The organism is Aerococcus viridans (assembly GCF_002083135.2).
Lineage (GTDB): Bacteria > Bacillota > Bacilli > Lactobacillales > Aerococcaceae > Aerococcus > Aerococcus viridans_C.
Genome location: NZ_NBTM02000001.1, coordinates 882,885 through 900,858 on the forward strand (window position 1 = coordinate 882,885; position 17,974 = coordinate 900,858).

A 17,974-nucleotide genomic window follows, 5' to 3' on the forward strand; every position below is an offset into this window, starting at 1 on the left:
GAAGGACGGTAATGACGATGACAGAACGACATATTGAAACTTTGCTTGCACAAATTGGTAACCGTAGTGACAAGGCTTATGGTGCGATTAACAGCCCACTCTATTTCTCTACAGCTTACAAACACCCAGGTTTAGGGGAATCTACTGGTTACGACTATACACGTACGGCCAACCCAACTCGTGACGTCTTGCAAGAAGCAATTGCAGTTTTGGAGAATGGTGAACAAGGGTTTGCTACGTCATCAGGTATGGCTGCTATTCAATTGGTGATTGAAGGCTTATTATCACATGGGGATACAGTCGTTACCCTACAAGATTTATATGGTGGCTCATACCGTTATTTCCATTACATGGAGGAAAAAGGCTTCTACAACTTCACTTACTGTTTAACAGAAGATGAAGTGTACGCTGAAATTGAAAAGGGACCGAAATTAGTCTTCATCGAAACACCAACTAATCCAATGATGGTAGAATTTGATATTGCGGAAATTTCTAAACGTGCCCATGCAGTTGGCGCTGTAGTTGTTGTAGACAATACTTTCTACACACCAATCATCCAACGCCCACTTGAAGAAGGGGCGGATGTGGTCATCCATTCAGCAACGAAATATATTGGTGGTCACAATGATGTCTTAGGTGGTTTAGTAGCCAGCAAGGGTCGAGATATCAATGAAAAATTAGCCTTCCAATTGAATACAACAGGGGCAACTTTAGATCCTTTTGCCTGTTGGTTGATTATGCGTGGACTAAAAACCTTGGCAGTTCGCTTGCAACAACATGAAAAGAACGCCAAAGCCTTGGTAGAAGCTTTAGAAAACCACCCAGCAATTGAGGAAGTGTATTACTCAGGACGCGGGGGTATGGTATCATTCGCCGTAAAAGATGCTGGAATTATCCGTGATGCTTTGAACAGCTTAAAGATTTTTACTTTTGCAGAGAGTTTAGGTGGGGTAGAGAGTTTAATTACTTACCCAGAAACACAAACGCATGCGGATATCCCAACTGAATTACGGGCACAATATGGCCTAACTGATAAGGTTTTACGGATATCAACAGGGATTGAAAATAGTGATGATTTAGTGGCAGATATCAACCGAGCTTTTAACGTTTAAAAAAGTGATCATCTATGAGCATTAATAGTGAAAAACGAATTTGATTAGTGTAATATAGCAAATTGTGAGTGTAGGAGTTCACAAGGGAAGGATGGAGAGAGCCATGAACTTTCAAAAACTAAAATATGCTGTTGTCGTCGCTGATAGCGGATCATTCCGTGAGGCAGCGAGACGGCTGTTCATGGCGCAATCTTCTTTATCAACGGCCATTCGTGAGTTGGAAGAAATGTATGACTTACAAATCTTCGAGCGCACAAAACGCGGTATCTTCATTACTGAAGAAGGTAGCGAATTCTTATCGTACGCCCGTGATGTCTTGTCGCAGGTATCCGTTATGGAGAATCGTTACTTAGATGCCGACCGGAAAAAATTGTTTTCAGTATCTAGTCAGCATTATGACTTTGTGTCAGAAGCTTTTGCGGTATTGGTTGCAAATGATGAAGATCGCGCCCACCATTATCGTTTATTAGAAACCTCAACAACTGATGTAATGGAAAATGTTAAAAATGCCTATTCTGAAATCGGGATTTTATACATGAATGCTTACAACCAAAAGGTCATTAAGCAGTACCTAAACCATAACGAGTTGAGCTATACAGAAATCGGGGCGTTTCAACCCCATGTTTTCGTCGGTAAACAACATCCCTTAGCAGATAGAGAAAGCCTAACCCAAGCAGATTTGCTGGCCTATCCATCTGTTACATTCGAACAGACACAAGGTTCTTCGGCTCAATTAACTGAGGAAGCATTGGACTTGGGAGAGGACTCTACACAATCAACCATTTACGTCAGCGACCGGGCGACTTCGATTAATGTCTTAGTGAAAACCGACGCTATCCTAGTGGGTACAGGTATATTGACTTCACCATTCCGTGATATGATGACCACCGTCCCTATCACAGATGTTGAAGACAACCATATTATTTACATTCAAAACAAATACCGTAAACTATCTAGCGAAGCCGAACGATTCATTGGCATTTTGAACGACCAGTTGAATGATGTAATTGGATCTGCTGATTCTTAATCAGCACTACATTTATATCAATATTCAGGAGGAAGACAAGATGGCAGTTATCATTACATTAGCTATTTTTGTACTTGTATTGCTATTCCTAAACCGTTTAGCAGGAAAACACGTGAAATATTCAAACCGTGTCTTTATCGGATTAGGTATTGGGATTGTTTTTGGTATTATTATTCAATTACTATTTGGTTCCGATTCAAGTACAACCACAACAATTTTAGACTGGGTCAACATCATCGGGAACGGATACGTATCCTTCTTGCAAATGCTTGTTGTACCATTAATCTTCGTTTCACTAGTCCGCGCCTTTACCCGAGTAGAAGGTGAGAAGAACCTTGGCAAAATAGGTTTCAACGTTCTAGCTGTCTTAATTATCACAGTAGCCGTTGCATCCTTTATTGGCTTATCCATTGCCTTACTATTTAACTTAGACGGTGCAGAATTTACCCAAGGGGCAGCCGAAACAGCACGAATCGCTTATATCCAAGAGCGCCAAGCTGAAATCGCTGATACAACCCTACCGCAACAAATCCTGTCATTTATCCCAACAAATATCTTTGAAGACTTAGCGGGCTTACGTCAATCAAGTAATATCGCAGTGGTGATCTTCTCAGCATTCGTTGGTGTCGCTTACCTAGGTGTCGCAAGAAAACACCCAGAAGAAGCTTCATACTTCAAGAAAATGATAGATACGTTAGATGCCATCGTTTCACGTATCGTGACCTTAGTCTTGAGAATGGCGCCTTATGGTATCTTTGCCTTAATGGTTAAAGCCATGGCATCATCAAGCTTCCAAGCCTTATTGAATATGGCCACATTCGTTATCGCAGCTTACGTAGCCATTATTATCATGTTCGCAATTCATGCCTTGATCTTAGCTGGTTTCAAAGTCAACCCAATCAACTACTTCAAGAAAGCATCTTCTGTATTAGGCTTTGCCTTTACATCACGTTCAAGTGGCGGGGCATTACCAATGAACATCCAAACACAAACAGAAGCTTTAGGTGTAGAAGATGCAACAGCTAACTTCGCCGGTACCTTTGGTTTATCCATCGGTCAAAACGGTTGTGCTGGTATCTACCCAACCATGTTAGTAGCCATCGTAGCCCCAACAGTGGGTATGGACCTGTCTGACCCAATGGTTTGGTTAACTATTATTGGTACTGTCGTGATTTCATCATTCGGTGTAGCCGGTGTTGGTGGTGGTGCAACCTTCGCATCACTAATCGTATTCGGTACTCTAGGCTTACCAGTAGAAATCATTGGTTTAATGGTTTCAATTGAACCCATTATTGATATGGGCCGTACAGCCTTAAACGTTAACGATTCAATCCTAGCAGGCGTTGTCACTTCTAAACGTTTAGGCACCCTAAACGAAGACGTATTCAATAATCCAGACGCACAAATTGAAGTTGGTTAATAGAAACAAAGAAAGTCGTCCTTGAAAAAGGGCGACTTTTTTTGTTAGCGATAAATACATTTGTCATCGGGTATTAGATCTCACTTTATCGACCAAAATTTAGAGCAATTGTTTGATTATTACTCACTACTTTTTAAAAAGAATACCCAATCAGCATCGTTAGAAAACAACTGTGCTTTCCTATTGCTGGTATTAACCACTTCCACTGGCATAAAGTTTGGGACCGCCAAGGCAAGGAATTAACAGCTAAAGTCATTGATTTACTATACAAAAAATCAGATGATGGCCCAGAATCCGCCTTGAAGAATATCCATGATGCCAACTACCATATTGAGCAAATTCAAGATTTAGCCATGCTACCATGTGGTTACCACCGTTACTACTACTCTGAAGATGAGATGTTACAACATTCTATTGAAGAGTTTGAAGCAGGTACAACCCAGGCACAAGTCGTGAAGAAGACTGAGCAACAATTGTTTGAATTGTATAAAGACCCAGCTTTAGACTACAAGCCTGAAGAATTAACCCAACGTGGTGGGACTTACTATTCTGACGCCGCTTGTGAGGTCATCGCCTCTATTTACAACGACAAACGGACTGTTATGGTGGTCTCTACCCAAAATAACGGTACAATCCAAGACCTACCGTATGATGCTATTGTGGAAGTATCTGCCCAAATCACTAGCCACGGTGCCGTACCATTCAACTGGGGCGAATTTATGCCAGCCGCGCGTGGGATGATCCAATTGATGAAGGGGATGGAAGAAACAGTTATCCGTGCTGCCCTTGAAGGAAATTATGGGGCAGCTTTACATGCCTTCACGATTAACCCGTTAGTACCAGGTGGTCAGATGACTAGACGCGTCTTGGACGAATTATTATATGCCCACAAAGCGCATTTACCACAATTTGCAGACAGAATTGCGGAAATTGAAGCCAACCAACCAGATGTTGTGGCTTACGTAGATGAATTAATGAAATCGAATTAAATGCTTGCTTTTTGAAAAATGACAGGCCCTTTGTCAAAAGTTTCCACCATAAAAAAAGCGTGCCTCAGGGAGTTGACTGACCTTCCTCGGGCACGCTTTTTCTAATATGATAACGTTGGTTATTAAAAACCGTAAGCAGCATCTTTTTTGCCTTGAATTTCTGCTTGTACGTCTGCCATGGTGAAGACATCATCGACCAATCGTTCAATACGGAAAATGATGTCATCACTGACGATTTCGTTGCGACTGAAGTCCCGTTCTTCAATAAAGACGTACTTGTTGACGACAGTGGCCTTCATATAATTTAAGATCGGCATCAATTGGGTTTCAACCATTAAATAATGACGCGGAGAACCAGCAGTGTTGATGACACCAACCACCTTGTCCCGGAAGGCATTCACGGGTAGTAGGTCGAACAAGTTTTTTACTGTAGCTGGGTATGAAGCTTGGAAGGTCGGCATGGTGAAGACTAAGACATCTGCAGCCATGATGGTTTTTAGGACTTGGGCAGTGTCACCAGGGTATTCAAAATAATTGCGGCCATCTGAAAAGACCATGTCCTTTTCAGCCAGATCAATTAATTCCATGTCCGCATCTGGGCGGTAGATTTTTGCTTGTCTAATGTATTCATCTGCAGCAACACGTGATTTGGTGCCGACGTTTGATCCGCTGATAACGACTGTCTTCATAGTGGGTAAACTCCTTTTTAATTATCATAATGGTTAATGAGGATTTGAGAAATTACTTATTTTTATATAGTGTAACACGTTTTGATAGGCTTGGAAAACGATTTGTTTCGTTTTCGAAATAGTATGCGGATTGTTTGAATTATCATAACTTTTATTGTAACCTATAGATAATCATTTATAATATATAAACAAATTAGGAGGGGATCCGATGGGTGGTTTTAGAAGGTTTCTACAAATTATATTAACCTTAGTAGGCTTGGTTGCATTATTAGCTGCAATTGCGCTGTTTTACCCAATTCAATACCTAACACCTTTCGTTAAAGAGTCTGTCTTAGGCAATACCTATGGTCAATGGGCCATGTTAGCTGGTTTAGCCTTTGTAGCCTTGGTTGTGTTAGTTGTTTTCCTACAGGCGGTTGTGGCACCAGCGAAACGTGACCACTTAGAAGTCAAAACGGATGCCGGTGTATTAAGTTTTACCAAGCATTCTGTTGAAGATACAGCAATCCGCGCTAGCCAACGTGTGACAGGGGTAAAATTCCCTGAAGCAAAAGTGCGATTTGGTAAGCGTCCGGAAGATACGAAAGTAAGAGTTGTTTTCCAAGTGGATGACGCAACCAATGTGATTGACTTGGCTAGTCGGGTACAGGAACGCGTACGTGATACTGTGGCCGTTTCATTGGGGATTCCAGCTGCAGACGTTAATGTGAAGGTCAACCAAATTGACCGTAGTGTTGTCGTGGCTGAAAAACAAGCCAAACAGAAAGCTGCACCACGTGTGCAATAAGGAGGAGGGATAATATGTCAGAACGGAATAAACGAGAAGAACGTGCGATTTGGCGCCAATACAAAGGGCGGATTATCGGCTTATTATCAGCCTTTATCTTTGCGCTATTGTGGGTAGTCTTTAATTTCGGGACAGCCTTATTGGTATTTATCATCGCAGCAGTCGGCTTTATCGTCGGTGCTTACTTTGATGGTGAGGTCGACTTACGTGCCTGGTTACGGTTCTTTATGAAATAGTCGAAGGGTTATCGGTTGATAATCAAAAATATTCACGTTATCATTAACTTATAGGTTATTTAAAGTTGGCTAGATGACCAACAAAAATATTAGGAGGAATTAAATTATGGCTGAAAGAAATGAACAAGTAAAACACGAAAATAATTTAGCTTTTGAACCTCGCGTGTTAGAACGTATTGCGAATAACTCAGTTCAAGATGTTGACGGCATTTTAGAGTTGAAAGGTAACTTTACCTCTGGCGTGAAAAGCTTCTTCTCTTCTGAAGATGACAAAACAAAAGGTGTTAATGCTGAAGTTGGTAGTAAAGAAGTAGCCATCGACTTAGAAGTAATTGCTGAATACGGCAAAAACATTCCTGCAGCCTTTAACAAAACAATTGAGAAAGTTAAAGCAAATGTTGAAAAAATGACTGGTTTAACAGTTGTTGAAGTAAACATGAATGTTAACGATGTGATGACACGTGCAGATTATCAACAACAACAATCTGAAGACGAACGTCAACGCGCTGAAGAACGCCGTCGTGCCCACCAAAATGGTGAATTTACAGATGGTTCAAGAGTACAATAATAACTAGCATACATGGATAGCTAGTATCTATTATCATGTGTAGGAGGGGTCGGCCAAGTGCCGATCCTTTTCTTATCCCCAAAATTTAGGTAAAATAGAGGCAAGAAAACAGGCAGTTTAAACTGGAGGGTTTACGATGAAAACAATGATTTTACTAGGTGAAGGTTACGAAGAAGTAGAAGCAATTACAGTGATTGATTACCTACGTCGAGCAGAAATTCCAATCGATATGGTATCAATCAATGAAAGCCTATCGACAATTGGTGACCATGGTATTGAGATTATGGCAGATAAGATGCTAGATGACATTGATATAGATAGCTATGACATGGTCATTACGCCTGGTGGGCGCCCAGGTGCAGAAAAATTGGCCAAGGATAAAAGAGTAACTGACTTGATTGCTCAACAAGTAGCAAGAGATAAATATGTTTCTAGTATTTGTGCGTCACCGATTGCCCTTGAAGCAGCAGGCGTCACTAAAGACTTGGAAGGGACATGCTACCCAGGTTTCGAAGACCAAGTGCATTACAAGACCTTCCACGAAGATATCACCTACTACGATGAAAACCATAAAGTACTGACCTCACGTGGACCAGCCACAGCAGTTTATTTTGCCTTGGACATCATTCGAACTCTAAAAGGTGATGCTAAAGCACAAGAGGTTGCTGATGGTTTATTATTACCATTGGTTGAAGGGGAAAAGGGGTAAACGTATTATGGCTGACAAACCCCTGGTAAAAATGGTGCGGGGTTACCAAAAGTATATTTCCCCAATGTTTCCGCCAACTTGCCGTTACTATCCATCGTGCTCAACTTATATGATTCAGGCAATCAATAAACATGGGTCATTAAAGGGTGCGGCTATGGGTACAGCGCGTATTATTCGTTGTAACCCAATGGTGCCAGGGGGGCTAGATCCAGTACCAGACCATTTCACTTTACGTCGCAACCGTGAGGAAATGTCTGATGAAGACCGGGCATATTTGATTCAACAAATGGAGAAACATGACCACCACCATCATGAAATAGAATAGTAGTAAAAGACGTGGCGAAAGATATTTTGCCACGTCTTTTTTGAAATTAAAATAGGAAGGTAGCGGGAAATGATACTTAGCTTAAAAAAATTCGCCCTTTTTCAAAAAAAGGGGTTTACCTTTGCCTTAGGGCAGGCTTTATTATATATATTGAGAGGTGAGCTGGATGTATACGATAGGAGAATTGACTGAGTTGGCTGGTGTGACAAGGAAAACTTTGCGCCACTGTGAAAAGATTGGTTTATTACAACCACAAGCTTTATCTGAGGCAGATTACCGAGTCTAATAATGTTTATATGCATATATATTTTGTAAAAAGTACAAAAAATAGCGTATGGTAATCGCCATACGCTATTTCATATGATTAAGGATGCTCACATTCCGATAAACGATTTGTGTCACACCTTGATAATCGGGTTCGCTCGACCAGCTCAAGCCTGCTTCAGACTAATTTGCAGCTGATTGCATCAGCTACTGCATTATTCTTCCAGCATTATTGAGCTTAGCGGTCTCACTCACACCTTGTTTAGTTGAGCTCACTTTGGCAGTCAAGTGTCCACTTCAGAATAGTTTGCATCACATTGCATGTGATACGGCACTATTCTTCCAGTGTTCCCTGCCTAAACGCCAAAGTTCACATCCTATTTTATTCTACGCCGAATTCTTTGCTTACTTGATCTGCGATTCGTTTCGCGTAGTTGTATGCTTCTTCGTCTGTTTGGGCTTCTACCATAACACGTAATAGGTTTTCTGTTCCTGAAGGGCGTACTAAGATACGGCCATTGCCGGCCATTTCTGTGTTCACTTCATCAATAACTTGTTGTACCGTTGCAGAATTCATTGCTTCTGTTTTACCTTCACGTGTTACACGCACATTGATTAATTCTTGAGGGTAAGTTTTCATTTCACTAGCTAATTCAGATAATTTTTTACCTGAAGTTTTTAATACATGTAGTAATTGTACTGCTGATAAAAGGCCGTCACCTGTGTTGTTGTAGTCCATGAAGATGATATGACCTGATTGTTCTCCACCAAGGTTATATCCGTGTTCACGCATTTCTTCAACCACATAACGGTCACCAACTTTAGTTTGTGGTGCTTTCATGCCTGCTTCTTCAACTGCTTTGTGGAAACCTAAGTTAGACATTACAGTTGACACGATTGTGTTGTCGTTTAATTTACCACGTTCGTTTAAGTATTTACCACAGATGAACATCATTTGGTCACCGTCTACTAGGTTACCTTCTTCGTCAACTGCTAAACAGCGGTCGCCGTCACCATCGAAGGCCACACCGACATCAGCACCTGTTTCTTTTACAAGGGCTTGTAATTTCTCTGTATGTGTTGAACCAACACCGTCGTTGATGTTGATACCATTTGGAGAAGTCGCCATTGTTGTAAAGTCAGTACCTAAGTCAGCGAATAAACGGTTAACTAATGGTGAAGTGGCACCGTTAGCGCCATCAACAGCTACTTTAATCCCTGATAAATCACCAGAAATTGTGGATGCTAGGAATTCTAAGTATTTACCAACCGCACCTGGGTTAGCAATCACTGTCCCTAACCCTTCAGCTGATGGACGTGGTAACGTATCTTCTTCTTGGTCTAATAATGCTTCGATTTCTTCCTCTTGAGCGTCAGACAATTTGAAGCCGTCAGAACCAAAGAATTTAATCCCATTGTCTGGTGCAGGGTTGTGGCTTGCTGAAATCATGACACCAGCAGTTGCACCGGTAGTACGAGTTAAATAAGATACAGCTGGAGTTGTAATAACGCCTAATTGTTGCACTTCAATCCCTACTGATAATAAACCAGCAGTTAAGGCTTGCTCTAATAATTGTCCTGAGATACGTGTATCGCGGGCAACTAGAACACGTGGATGTTCCATTCCTTCTGGTGCATGTTGCATTAACACGTGACCACCAAAACGACCCAATTTAAAAGCTAATTCTGGTGTTAATTCTTCATTCGCTAAACCGCGAACCCCATCAGTACCAAAATATTTTCTCATAATTTACTCCTTTGTTTTCGAAAGTGAATATCGATTTCGTTATAGTATAACATTTACTGATTCATAATTAAAAATAATAGAAATGTTTCTTGCCTTGAAAAAAAGGCAGTCTAGCTTACACAGGTTAATACTAGAAAAAACTAGCTAAAAAAGCAAGTATTCCATTAAAGACATTTGCGCTAGAAGAGCTAGAGACGCTTTCTGAGCTTGTTGAATTGATTTGGTCAGCTTGGACATTGCCGTTGCCATTTTGTAAGTTGTTACTGACGCCAGTCGATATGCCAACTTCGCTCGTGCTTGAACTATCGCTGGTGTCGCTACCACTTGTCGTATCTTCTTCAATAGTGGATTCATTACCGCTAGTCCCACTTTCGCTACTCGTAGCACTTTCTTCGCTAGAATCGCTTGAAGCGGTGTCTGAGCTGGCGCTGTCCTCATCGCTTTCTGATGAAGCACTAGATGACGCGCTAGACGAAGATGAAGATTCAGAAGCGGTTGGCACTACTTGGACCCGAACGCTTGAAGGATCTGAACCCGTTACACCATCAGGTAGGACAATTGGCGCGTCTACAGTAGTCCTTGTTGTAATCCCTGATACATCAACGGTTGCAGACACGCTTTCAGTGTTATTGATGGTATCGTAGTCACCAGATAAAGTCGCGTTTTGGCTGTCTAAAATCGTTGCTTCATAGATGTAGCCTTCGCGTTCGTTGGTGATATTGGCAACAATAGGGACCGATACACTTTCAGGCGAAACTTGAACGGTCACGTCAACCTCACTTGGGTCGGTGTTGATATTCAAGATGTCACCGTCCGCATTTTCTGTAATGACAGTGGCAGTTGTGGTGTAGTCTTCAGATAAGTTATCTGGAATGTTGACTACTGTATAAACTTGGCTTACGCTTTCAATGTCAGATGTCGAACCAGTTAAGGTGACAGAATCTTGGCTTAAGGTCACATCTGTAATTTCGTAACCATCCGCAACTGCAGATTCATTAGACATTTCCACTTGGACAGGGTATTCAGTTGTTTGTAGCGAATCGATTGAAATATTGACGCTTGAAGGAGAAATCTCATAAGACACGGATTCTGAAACATTTTCCAATTGTAATTGAATGTAATGAGACCCTTCCCCTAAATTGGTTAAGTCTTCTGTGATGACGCGGAAGTCATCGGCTTCAAGTGTTTGTTCAATTAAGTTTTTTGGTCCAGATAAACTGACAGAAACGGTATCTGGTAGACCAGTGACGTAATACGCATCCACGTTTCCATCTATATAAACAGGCACGTTATAAATCGTTTCCGTTGTCGCTTCGCTGACATTTTGGAAGAAACTCACTGGGTTTTCTGAATACTGCTCAGCCTTCACGTATACAAACATTAAGATAGATAAGAAGAGCGATAAAATTAACAGGGCAATTCGATTGTTGTAAAACTTATTGATCATCTGACTTGCCACCTCCTGTTAATTGGTTAAACCAGTTAGTTAAGAAGTTATCATTCGCTTCCTCATCAGTAGTGTTGATGAAATTGTCCGCTAGAATGGTGTACAACTCATCTTGACTAAGGTCGCGGGTAATCTCGCCACGTTCAGTAATTGAAACACCACCTGTTTCTTCTGAGACGACGATTGTGATGGCATCTGTAACTTCACTTAAGCCGACAGCAGCCCGGTGTCTAGTCCCTAATTCTTTAGGAATCTCTGAGTTTTCTGAAAGCGGCAGGTAAGAAGCGGCAGAAGCAATTTCTAAATCTTGAATAATCACGGCACCATCATGTAGGGGCGTATTTGGGATGAAAATGTTAATCAATAATTGAGATGATATGGCTGAATCTAATCGAATCCCAGTAGCTGCATATTCATTTAAGGGGTGTGAACGTTGTAGGGAAATTAAAGCACCAATCCGTCGTTTACCCATGTATTCGCAAGCTTCAACTAAATCGCGCACCATTTTTTCGTTTGGATTGCGGGCCCCAGCCTCACGTTTACCAGCAAAGAATTGTTGTCCCAAATGATCTAATCCTCGTCTGATTTCAGGTTGGAAAATGACAATCGCACCAACGACAGACCATTGGATAATATTGTTCATGATCCAATCTACCGTCTTCAACTGGAAGAGGGTGGAAATAATTTTAATCAGCAAGAAGATGAAAACCCCGTTCAAAATATTGAAGGCTTTCGTATTCTTTAGGATCTTCAAGAGCTGGTAGATAAACAACCAAACAATCAAAATATCAATTAGATTGAAAACATTCGTCCAGGAAATAATACCAGACCAATCTATTTGCATGCGTCTATCCTCCATTCTAAGTTTTTCACTATAAAGTATACCATATCAGCCTTTTATCGATAGAAACTTAAGACACATTTCCCAAAAATGTTTATAATGGTAGAAACAAGTAAACTGGAGTGAAGGAGGGATGGCATGTTACTTGGACAATTGATTATGGATGCGAGACAAGTTACTCGAAAAGAATGCAAGCGGCTATTGAAAGATGGCCATGTCACCGTTGACGGCCAAGTTGTCACACAATTCGCCACCGTTGTTGATCCCAGCTGGCAAGAAATTACCGTCGACCAAGTAGTAATTGATCGCCATTTTGGCCATACCTATTACTTGGTCCATAAACCCAAAGGCTACCTGTCAGCCAATAAAGACCAACAATACCCAACGGTCATTGACCTGATTCAACCAGCAGATAATCCCGGAGATTTAGCAATTACCGGCCGTCTAGACCGCGATGCCCATGGGTTAGTCTTTGTCACTAATAATGGCCAGCTCCATTACATCTTCCAACAACCCAAATTTGATATTCCAAAAATTTACCGCGTCAGCGTAAATGGCCTTATTGATGAAAAAATGGTCGCACAATTTCAAGCTGGTGTCATTTTTGAGGATGGGACGATCTGTAAAGCGGCAAGACTTGAAATCATTTCGGCAAGCCCGCAATCCTCAACTGGTTTAGTCACTATTTCAGAGGGACGTCGCCACCAAGTGAAGAAAATGTTCCTTGCTTGCGGAGTAAAAGTCACAGACTTATACCGACAAGCAATTGGCGATTTAAGAATTGACGGCCTAGCGGAGGGGGGATATCGCCAACTAAATGAAGCGGAAATCCAGTCACTCAAAAGTATCTTTCTTCTATATAATAGGCGTAAAGAAAGTTGAGAGAAAAGGGCGGTAAAATAAGTCTAAAAAATTTTCAAAAAACTTTTGCCCAAACTGTTGAAATCTATAATATCTGATGCTATACTATTCAAGTACGATATTTTTGAGCAAAAAAATCTCAAGAATAGCATCATATGGAGGGATAGCGAAGTGGCCAAACGCAGCGGACTGTAAATCCGTTCCTTCGGGTTCGAAGGTTCAAATCCTTCTCCCTCCATTACATTGGGATATAGCCAAGCGGTAAGGCAACAGACTTTGACTCTGTCATGCGTTGGTTCGAATCCAGCTATCCCAGTAATATAAACCAAGAAGACTAGGCGAGAGCCTAGTTTTTTTATTGCTTTGAAATAAGAAAACCCCAACAGCTTATCTAAATATTTGTATTATTAGACATTTAAAAAGAATTTTTCGCAATTATTATCTGTCATGTTACAGAATCATTGCGATTTGACATGAACTTAGAATGCTTATATAAAGAGTTTGTTAAAGACTTTGTTTATTTAATTCGTAATAAAAACGCACAATTTTCCAATAATATGACATAGTTTGTGAAAAAATCTTTCTTATCACTTTAAATATATAATATTAGCTTTATAACGTTACAAAGTTGTTACAAATTTACATAAGGTTTTCAAAAACCCCGGATTTAATGTCAAGGCAGTTAAGAGGCTTTAACAGATGCCTGATTTACATGACTTAAAAAAATGCCCGTGTTAAGATATTGCTTGTAGATGAGACAGGTGTTCTTTATCTAGAATATAGCCGCACGATAAAGATGCGGTAAATAGTGGGCCATCCACTAGATGGAAGCAGACAACTTAAAAAAATAAAATTAAAAAGCAGTATTCTTATTAAGGGGAGTATTTATACATGAAATTGAACAAAATTATCTTAGGTACGTCATTTGCATTAGCAGGTTTATTCGCTGCTACAAACAACAACAACGTAGAAGCGGCTACTTGGTCTGCTCGTACAGTTGCTGAAGTTTCAGCCGACTTAGAAGCTACAGACGATACAACAACTTCATACACTATCCAGTACGGTGATACTTTAGCAGCTATCGCTAAAGCATCTGACGTAAGTGTGAATGCATTAGTAGCAATCAACGACATCCAAAACGCTAACGTAATCTTCCCAGGCACTAAACTTTCATTCACTAAAGATGAAACTACTGGTGAAGTGAACGAAGTGACAGTAGAAGACTCTGCAACTGAAGAAGCAACTACTTATGATGTAGCTGAAGAAGAAGTAACTGAAACAACTTACGAAGCGCCAGCTGAAGAAACTTATGTAGCAGAAGAAACTACATATGAAGAACCAGCAGCGGAAACAACTACTTCATACTCTTCTAACTCAGCTAAAGACATTATTATGCAACGTGAATCAGGTGGAAACCCTACTGCAACAAATGGTCAATACTATGGTTTATTCCAATTAGGCGACCACTTAATTAGTGACGGTGCGTCTGTCGCTGAACAACATAGAGTAGCGGATAATTACGTTGCTGAACGTTACGGTTCATGGGATGCTGCTTTAGCATTCTGGAATGCAAACGGTTTTTACTAAGATAAAGTTTCTTCTATAAGAAATTTTATTTAAAATACAACCAAATGAGTCAGGTTTTTCCTGGCTCTTTTTTGTATGCCTGCAATCTAATTAGCGGATAACCTATATGTCTTCTTAAGAGAAGGTTAAATTATAGCCATTAACAGCTAAAAAGGTTGACAATATCTTTTTGTGTTTATAGTATGTAAAGAGCTATTACTTTTAATAAAATCTCAAACGTAATTTTTGGGATAGCGCCAGGCTTGCTTAGCAAGTGACGAGGACTGAATTGATCGAAATATTCGGCGGATGATTCAGGGGTTGTACAATCCACAGGTGGGAAAAAAGTAAGGCAATCAATGATTTAGACCATCATTTTGCCTTATCAAATTACCTCCACGTACGTAGTAGCCAAATATAAAATGCGATAAGACACCTATATGAATAGGGTCTAATTTTATGTCGCCAAATTAGGAGGAAACTGCAACATGTGTGGTATTGTAGGTTATATTGGAAATGGATCAGCTCAAGAGGTGTTATTAAACGGTTTAGAGCGTTTAGAGTACCGTGGTTATGATTCAGCAGGTGTATACGTTGTCGATGGAAATGGTCAAAACGGTCATTTATTTAGAGAAGAAGGACGTATCGCTAAACTACAAAGTGGAGTGGACATGTCATTAGATGCCCACACAGGTATTGGACATACACGTTGGGCAACACACGGTGAACCAAGTGTTCGCAATGCCCATCCACATCAATCATCAACAAGTCGTTTCACATTAGTACATAACGGTGTTATCGAAAATTACCGTGAAATGAAAGAAGACTACCTATCTGACGTGACTTTCCACTCAGATACAGATACAGAAGTAGCTATTAACTTAATCGAACACTTCGCATTAACAGAAGGTATAGATGCAGAAACTGCATTCTTAAAAGCCTTAAACGTGATTGAAGGTTCATACGCATTTGCATTAATCGATTCAGAACAACCAGGTGTGGTATTTGCAGCGAAAAACAAATCACCTTTATTAATCGGTAAAGGTACTGACTTCAATACAATCGTTTCTGATGCAATGGCATCAATTGACTTAACTGATCAATACATTGAAATTCATGACGGTGAAATGGTTATCTTAACCGAAGAAAACGTTACAATTAAAAACTTAGCTGGCGAAACTATCGAACGTGCACCATATACTGCACAATTAGATGCCAATGATTTAGATAAAGGGACATACCCTTACTACATGATTAAAGAAATTGATGAGCAACCAGCTGTAATGCGTCGTATTATCCAAGAATACTCTGACGATAACAACGAATTAACAGTTGACCAAGAAATCATCGATGCGATTAAAGCCAGCGACCGTATCTACATCATCGGCGCGGGTACTTCAATGCATGCAGGTTTAGTTGGTAAAAATATCATCGAAAAAATGGTTAACATTCCAGTTGAAGTTCATGTAGCATCTGAATTTGCTTATAACATGCCGGTATTGAGTGAAAAACCATTCTTCATCTACTTAACACAATCTGGTGAAACTGCAGATAGTCGTCAAGTATTGGTTCAAACCAACAAATTAGGCTACAAATCATTAACAATCACTAACGTGAAAGGTTCTACTTTATCACGTGAAGCTGACTACACATTATTATTACACGCAGGTCCAGAAATCGCTGTAGCATCTACTAAAGCATATACTGGTCAAATCGCAGTAATGGCTGTATTAGCTGAAGCTTTACGTCGTGACTTAGGATTCGAAGCACAATTTGACATGGAACATGAATTATCAATTATTGCTAATGCTATTCAAGTCATGATTGACGATAAAGATGAAATCCATGCGCTAGCAACTGAATTATTCACTGACAAAGCATCAGCCTTCTACATCGGCCGTGGTATCGACTACGAAGTAAGTCGTGAAGCTGCCTTGAAAGTTAAAGAGATTTCATATATTCAAGCTGAAGGTTTTGCTTCAGGTGAACTGAAACATGGTACAATCTCATTAATCGAAGATGGTACACCAGTAATCGGTGTAATCACACAAGAGAATACCGCTGCACACTCACGTGGCAATATTGAAGAAGTGCGTTCACGCGGAGCGAATACATTGATCATCGCTATGGAAGGTTTAGATCGTGAAGGTGATGACATTGTCATACCTGCTGTAGAACCGTTATTATCTGCACTTGTATCAGTAATTCCAACACAATTATTAGCATACTATGCCTCATTAGACCGCGGTTTAGATGTAGATAAGCCACGTAACCTAGCAAAATCAGTAACAGTAGAATAATAAACCTTATCACGAATTACATTTTCGCGCTTAACTCGTTTGATTGTCTAATTATGTGAGAAATAGGGTGGGAAAGCATTGTTTTTGAATCAATGCCACCTATGCGAAAAAGGCCAAGCAATTAGCCATTGCTTGGCCTTTTTTATCATTCATTTATGGTATGGAGGCTGTTTTTGATTACATTCTTAAATATTAGCCGTCTATACAATAGTCTTTATTCATTACATCATGATTGGTTAGAATATAAAACGCCTTTTCCGCAGACCATTCTACATATATAATCTCTTGCAATATGGTATAACCCTCTTTATTCAAATTATCCAATAACCATTTTCTCGTCAAGCCATGCGTTTCCAAAACCCTATCTTGAATAATGCCATGGTCGACAAGCATTAAGGAAATATAGCTATCTTCTTGAGATTTTTTCAATACACTGACTTGGCCAGCGCTTTCTAGAATAACGTGTTTAGCATTTTCAAGGGAAAAACATTGTTGTTGCCTTAACATGGTCCTTAATTGTTCCATTTCAATATGATTTTTAGAGAGCGCTTTTAAGTTTATTACACCATCTCTAATAATGACAGAAGGTTCACCTTTTAATAAACGACTTACCTTTGTATTTTTTTGCACTATTCTTTCTATGATGTAAATAAGGACTGCCCATAGAAATAGAGCGAATACAAGATGTCCTATATTTAATTTATCGTCATATATAGATTCCTCTAAAATGCCACCTAATACCAAAGTATAAATAAGATCAAAAGGAGTAACGTCCGCCAGAGCTTTTTTACCTAATACACGTGTGACTAGCATAAGGCTGACTAAACCAAAAACGAGTTTAAGGCTTATTGAAAGTAGCATATAAATCCTCCTTAAATATCATTATAAAGCGATGCATGCGTTTCAATTTTTTTTTTTTATTAAAAAGTGTATACAATCTAAAAGTATTGTCGTCATATAATGTCAAAATCACTTGTTTGTTTAAAATCCTCAGCAAGGGGCCTTTTAGGAGAAGTGATGCAGTGTCTAAGTCTCATCTACTCGTGTTTATAAATTAAAGCAACCAACTTGCTGAGTTAATGAAGA

At 40.0% G+C, this 17,974-nt stretch carries 17 protein-coding genes, 2 tRNA genes and 1 pseudogene; 15 read left to right on the top strand and 5 right to left on the bottom strand.

Translation table 11 applies throughout. The features are described from left to right. The first annotated feature begins 11 nt into the window (after positions 1-11). The 4 genes and pseudogenes from A6J77_RS04335 to A6J77_RS04350 all read left to right on the top strand — a co-directional run. The gene (locus A6J77_RS04335; protein WP_083068499.1) at positions 12-1,112 is read left to right on the top strand and encodes an aminotransferase class V-fold PLP-dependent enzyme; all 1,101 of its coding nucleotides are present in this window, start codon (positions 12-14) and stop codon (positions 1,110-1,112) included. Positions 1,113-1,215: 103 nt separating this feature from the next. Then, the gene (locus tag A6J77_RS04340) at positions 1,216-2,139 is read left to right on the top strand and encodes a LysR family transcriptional regulator (protein WP_193756636.1); all 924 of its coding nucleotides are present in this window, start codon (positions 1,216-1,218) and stop codon (positions 2,137-2,139) included. A 40-nt stretch (positions 2,140-2,179) separates the two neighbouring features. Then, the gene (locus A6J77_RS04345) at positions 2,180-3,559 is read left to right on the top strand and encodes an L-cystine transporter (RefSeq protein WP_083068502.1); all 1,380 of its coding nucleotides are present in this window, start codon (positions 2,180-2,182) and stop codon (positions 3,557-3,559) included. Between the two features lie 176 nt (positions 3,560-3,735). Next, a pseudogene (locus tag A6J77_RS04350) lies at positions 3,736-4,548 on the top strand (6-phospho-beta-glucosidase); the annotation flags it as partial. A 122-nt stretch (positions 4,549-4,670) separates the two neighbouring features. On the opposite strand, the gene A6J77_RS04355 reads toward A6J77_RS04350, so the two are convergent. Then, a complete protein-coding gene (locus A6J77_RS04355; RefSeq protein WP_083068504.1) occupies positions 4,671-5,237 on the bottom strand; it encodes an NADPH-dependent FMN reductase in 567 nt (188 codons plus the stop codon). Positions 5,238-5,445: 208 nt separating this feature from the next. On the opposite strand from A6J77_RS04355, the gene amaP reads away from it, so the two are divergent. The 6 genes from amaP (at position 5,446) to A6J77_RS04385 (ending at position 8,148) form a co-directional block, all read left to right on the top strand. Beyond that, positions 5,446-6,024, top strand: a complete 579-nt coding sequence (gene amaP / locus A6J77_RS04360; RefSeq protein WP_083068506.1) for an alkaline shock response membrane anchor protein AmaP — start codon at positions 5,446-5,448, stop codon at positions 6,022-6,024. Positions 6,025-6,038: 14 nt separating this feature from the next. Further along, positions 6,039-6,260 (top strand): DUF2273 domain-containing protein, encoded by a 222-nt coding sequence (locus A6J77_RS04365; RefSeq protein WP_016897347.1) that lies wholly within the window; start codon positions 6,039-6,041, stop codon positions 6,258-6,260. A 106-nt stretch (positions 6,261-6,366) separates the two neighbouring features. Then, positions 6,367-6,828 carry an Asp23/Gls24 family envelope stress response protein gene (locus A6J77_RS04370; RefSeq protein ID WP_083068508.1) on the top strand — a complete coding sequence of 154 codons (462 nt, stop codon included), beginning with the start codon at positions 6,367-6,369 and terminating at the stop codon, positions 6,826-6,828. A 136-nt stretch (positions 6,829-6,964) separates the two neighbouring features. Then, positions 6,965-7,537, top strand: a complete 573-nt coding sequence (locus A6J77_RS04375; RefSeq protein ID WP_083068509.1) for a DJ-1 family glyoxalase III — start codon at positions 6,965-6,967, stop codon at positions 7,535-7,537. Positions 7,538-7,544: 7 nt separating this feature from the next. Continuing rightward, positions 7,545-7,862, top strand: coding sequence for a membrane protein insertion efficiency factor YidD (yidD, locus tag A6J77_RS04380; protein WP_083068512.1), 318 nt, complete (start codon positions 7,545-7,547; stop codon positions 7,860-7,862). Positions 7,863-8,028: 166 nt separating this feature from the next. Further along, complete coding sequence (locus tag A6J77_RS04385) at positions 8,029-8,148, top strand: MerR family DNA-binding transcriptional regulator (protein ID WP_083068518.1); 120 nt, start codon at positions 8,029-8,031, stop codon at positions 8,146-8,148. Between the two features lie 360 nt (positions 8,149-8,508). Here the strand turns inward: A6J77_RS04385 and glmM are convergent, their stop codons facing one another. The 3 genes from glmM to cdaA all read right to left on the bottom strand — a co-directional run bounded on the left by glmM (position 8,509) and on the right by cdaA (position 12,164). Beyond that, complete coding sequence (gene glmM / locus A6J77_RS04390; protein ID WP_083068520.1) at positions 8,509-9,873, bottom strand: phosphoglucosamine mutase; 1,365 nt, start codon at positions 9,871-9,873, stop codon at positions 8,509-8,511. 130 nt (positions 9,874-10,003) lie between these two features. Then, the gene (locus A6J77_RS04395) at positions 10,004-11,320 is read right to left on the bottom strand and encodes a YbbR-like domain-containing protein (protein WP_083068522.1); all 1,317 of its coding nucleotides are present in this window, start codon (positions 11,318-11,320) and stop codon (positions 10,004-10,006) included. Next, on the bottom strand, positions 11,310-12,164 hold the full coding sequence (gene cdaA, locus A6J77_RS04400; protein WP_083068524.1) for a diadenylate cyclase CdaA: 855 nt from the start codon (positions 12,162-12,164) through the stop codon (positions 11,310-11,312). Before cdaA ends, A6J77_RS04395 begins: the two co-directional genes overlap by 11 nt. A 135-nt stretch (positions 12,165-12,299) precedes the next feature. Between cdaA and A6J77_RS04405 the strand changes: the two genes are divergently transcribed. The 5 genes from A6J77_RS04405 (at position 12,300) to glmS (ending at position 16,888) form a co-directional block, all read left to right on the top strand. After that, positions 12,300-13,043 carry a pseudouridine synthase gene (locus A6J77_RS04405; RefSeq protein WP_083068525.1) on the top strand — a complete coding sequence of 248 codons (744 nt, stop codon included), beginning with the start codon at positions 12,300-12,302 and terminating at the stop codon, positions 13,041-13,043. Positions 13,044-13,179: 136 nt separating this feature from the next. Next, positions 13,180-13,260, top strand: a tRNA-Tyr gene (locus A6J77_RS04410). A 6-nt stretch (positions 13,261-13,266) separates the two neighbouring features. Further along, positions 13,267-13,338: transfer RNA gene (locus tag A6J77_RS04415), tRNA-Gln, on the top strand. Between the two features lie 575 nt (positions 13,339-13,913). Further along, positions 13,914-14,609: a LysM peptidoglycan-binding domain-containing protein gene (locus tag A6J77_RS04420; protein WP_083068527.1), complete on the top strand. Its 696-nt coding sequence runs from the start codon at positions 13,914-13,916 to the stop codon at positions 14,607-14,609. Between the two features lie 467 nt (positions 14,610-15,076). Continuing rightward, positions 15,077-16,888, top strand: coding sequence for a glutamine--fructose-6-phosphate transaminase (isomerizing) (glmS, locus tag A6J77_RS04425; RefSeq protein ID WP_083068529.1), 1,812 nt, complete (start codon positions 15,077-15,079; stop codon positions 16,886-16,888). Between the two features lie 192 nt (positions 16,889-17,080). Here the strand turns inward: glmS and A6J77_RS04430 are convergent, their stop codons facing one another. Continuing rightward, the gene (locus A6J77_RS04430; RefSeq protein WP_083068530.1) at positions 17,081-17,749 is read right to left on the bottom strand and encodes a DUF421 domain-containing protein; all 669 of its coding nucleotides are present in this window, start codon (positions 17,747-17,749) and stop codon (positions 17,081-17,083) included. Between the last annotated feature and the right edge of the window lie 225 nt (positions 17,750-17,974).

Bases quoted from the DNA above. Each gene is read 5' to 3' on its own strand.
- A6J77_RS04335 (WP_083068499.1), top strand. From the start codon at position 12: ATGACGATGACAGAACGACATATTGAAACTTTGCTTGCACAAATTGGT.
- A6J77_RS04340 (WP_193756636.1), top strand. From the start codon at position 1,216: ATGAACTTTCAAAAACTAAAATATGCTGTTGTCGTCGCTGATAGCGGA.
- A6J77_RS04345 (WP_083068502.1), top strand. From the start codon at position 2,180: ATGGCAGTTATCATTACATTAGCTATTTTTGTACTTGTATTGCTATTC.
- A6J77_RS04355 (WP_083068504.1), bottom strand. From the start codon at position 5,237: ATGAAGACAGTCGTTATCAGCGGATCAAACGTCGGCACCAAATCACGT.
- amaP (WP_083068506.1), top strand. From the start codon at position 5,446: ATGGGTGGTTTTAGAAGGTTTCTACAAATTATATTAACCTTAGTAGGC.
- A6J77_RS04365 (WP_016897347.1), top strand. From the start codon at position 6,039: ATGTCAGAACGGAATAAACGAGAAGAACGTGCGATTTGGCGCCAATAC.
- A6J77_RS04370 (WP_083068508.1), top strand. From the start codon at position 6,367: ATGGCTGAAAGAAATGAACAAGTAAAACACGAAAATAATTTAGCTTTT.
- A6J77_RS04375 (WP_083068509.1), top strand. From the start codon at position 6,965: ATGAAAACAATGATTTTACTAGGTGAAGGTTACGAAGAAGTAGAAGCA.
- yidD (WP_083068512.1), top strand. From the start codon at position 7,545: ATGGCTGACAAACCCCTGGTAAAAATGGTGCGGGGTTACCAAAAGTAT.
- A6J77_RS04385 (WP_083068518.1), top strand. From the start codon at position 8,029: ATGTATACGATAGGAGAATTGACTGAGTTGGCTGGTGTGACAAGGAAA.
- glmM (WP_083068520.1), bottom strand. From the start codon at position 9,873: ATGAGAAAATATTTTGGTACTGATGGGGTTCGCGGTTTAGCGAATGAA.
- A6J77_RS04395 (WP_083068522.1), bottom strand. From the start codon at position 11,320: ATGATCAATAAGTTTTACAACAATCGAATTGCCCTGTTAATTTTATCG.
- cdaA (WP_083068524.1), bottom strand. From the start codon at position 12,164: ATGCAAATAGATTGGTCTGGTATTATTTCCTGGACGAATGTTTTCAAT.
- A6J77_RS04405 (WP_083068525.1), top strand. From the start codon at position 12,300: ATGTTACTTGGACAATTGATTATGGATGCGAGACAAGTTACTCGAAAA.
- A6J77_RS04420 (WP_083068527.1), top strand. From the start codon at position 13,914: ATGAAATTGAACAAAATTATCTTAGGTACGTCATTTGCATTAGCAGGT.
- glmS (WP_083068529.1), top strand. From the start codon at position 15,077: ATGTGTGGTATTGTAGGTTATATTGGAAATGGATCAGCTCAAGAGGTG.
- A6J77_RS04430 (WP_083068530.1), bottom strand. From the start codon at position 17,749: ATGCTACTTTCAATAAGCCTTAAACTCGTTTTTGGTTTAGTCAGCCTT.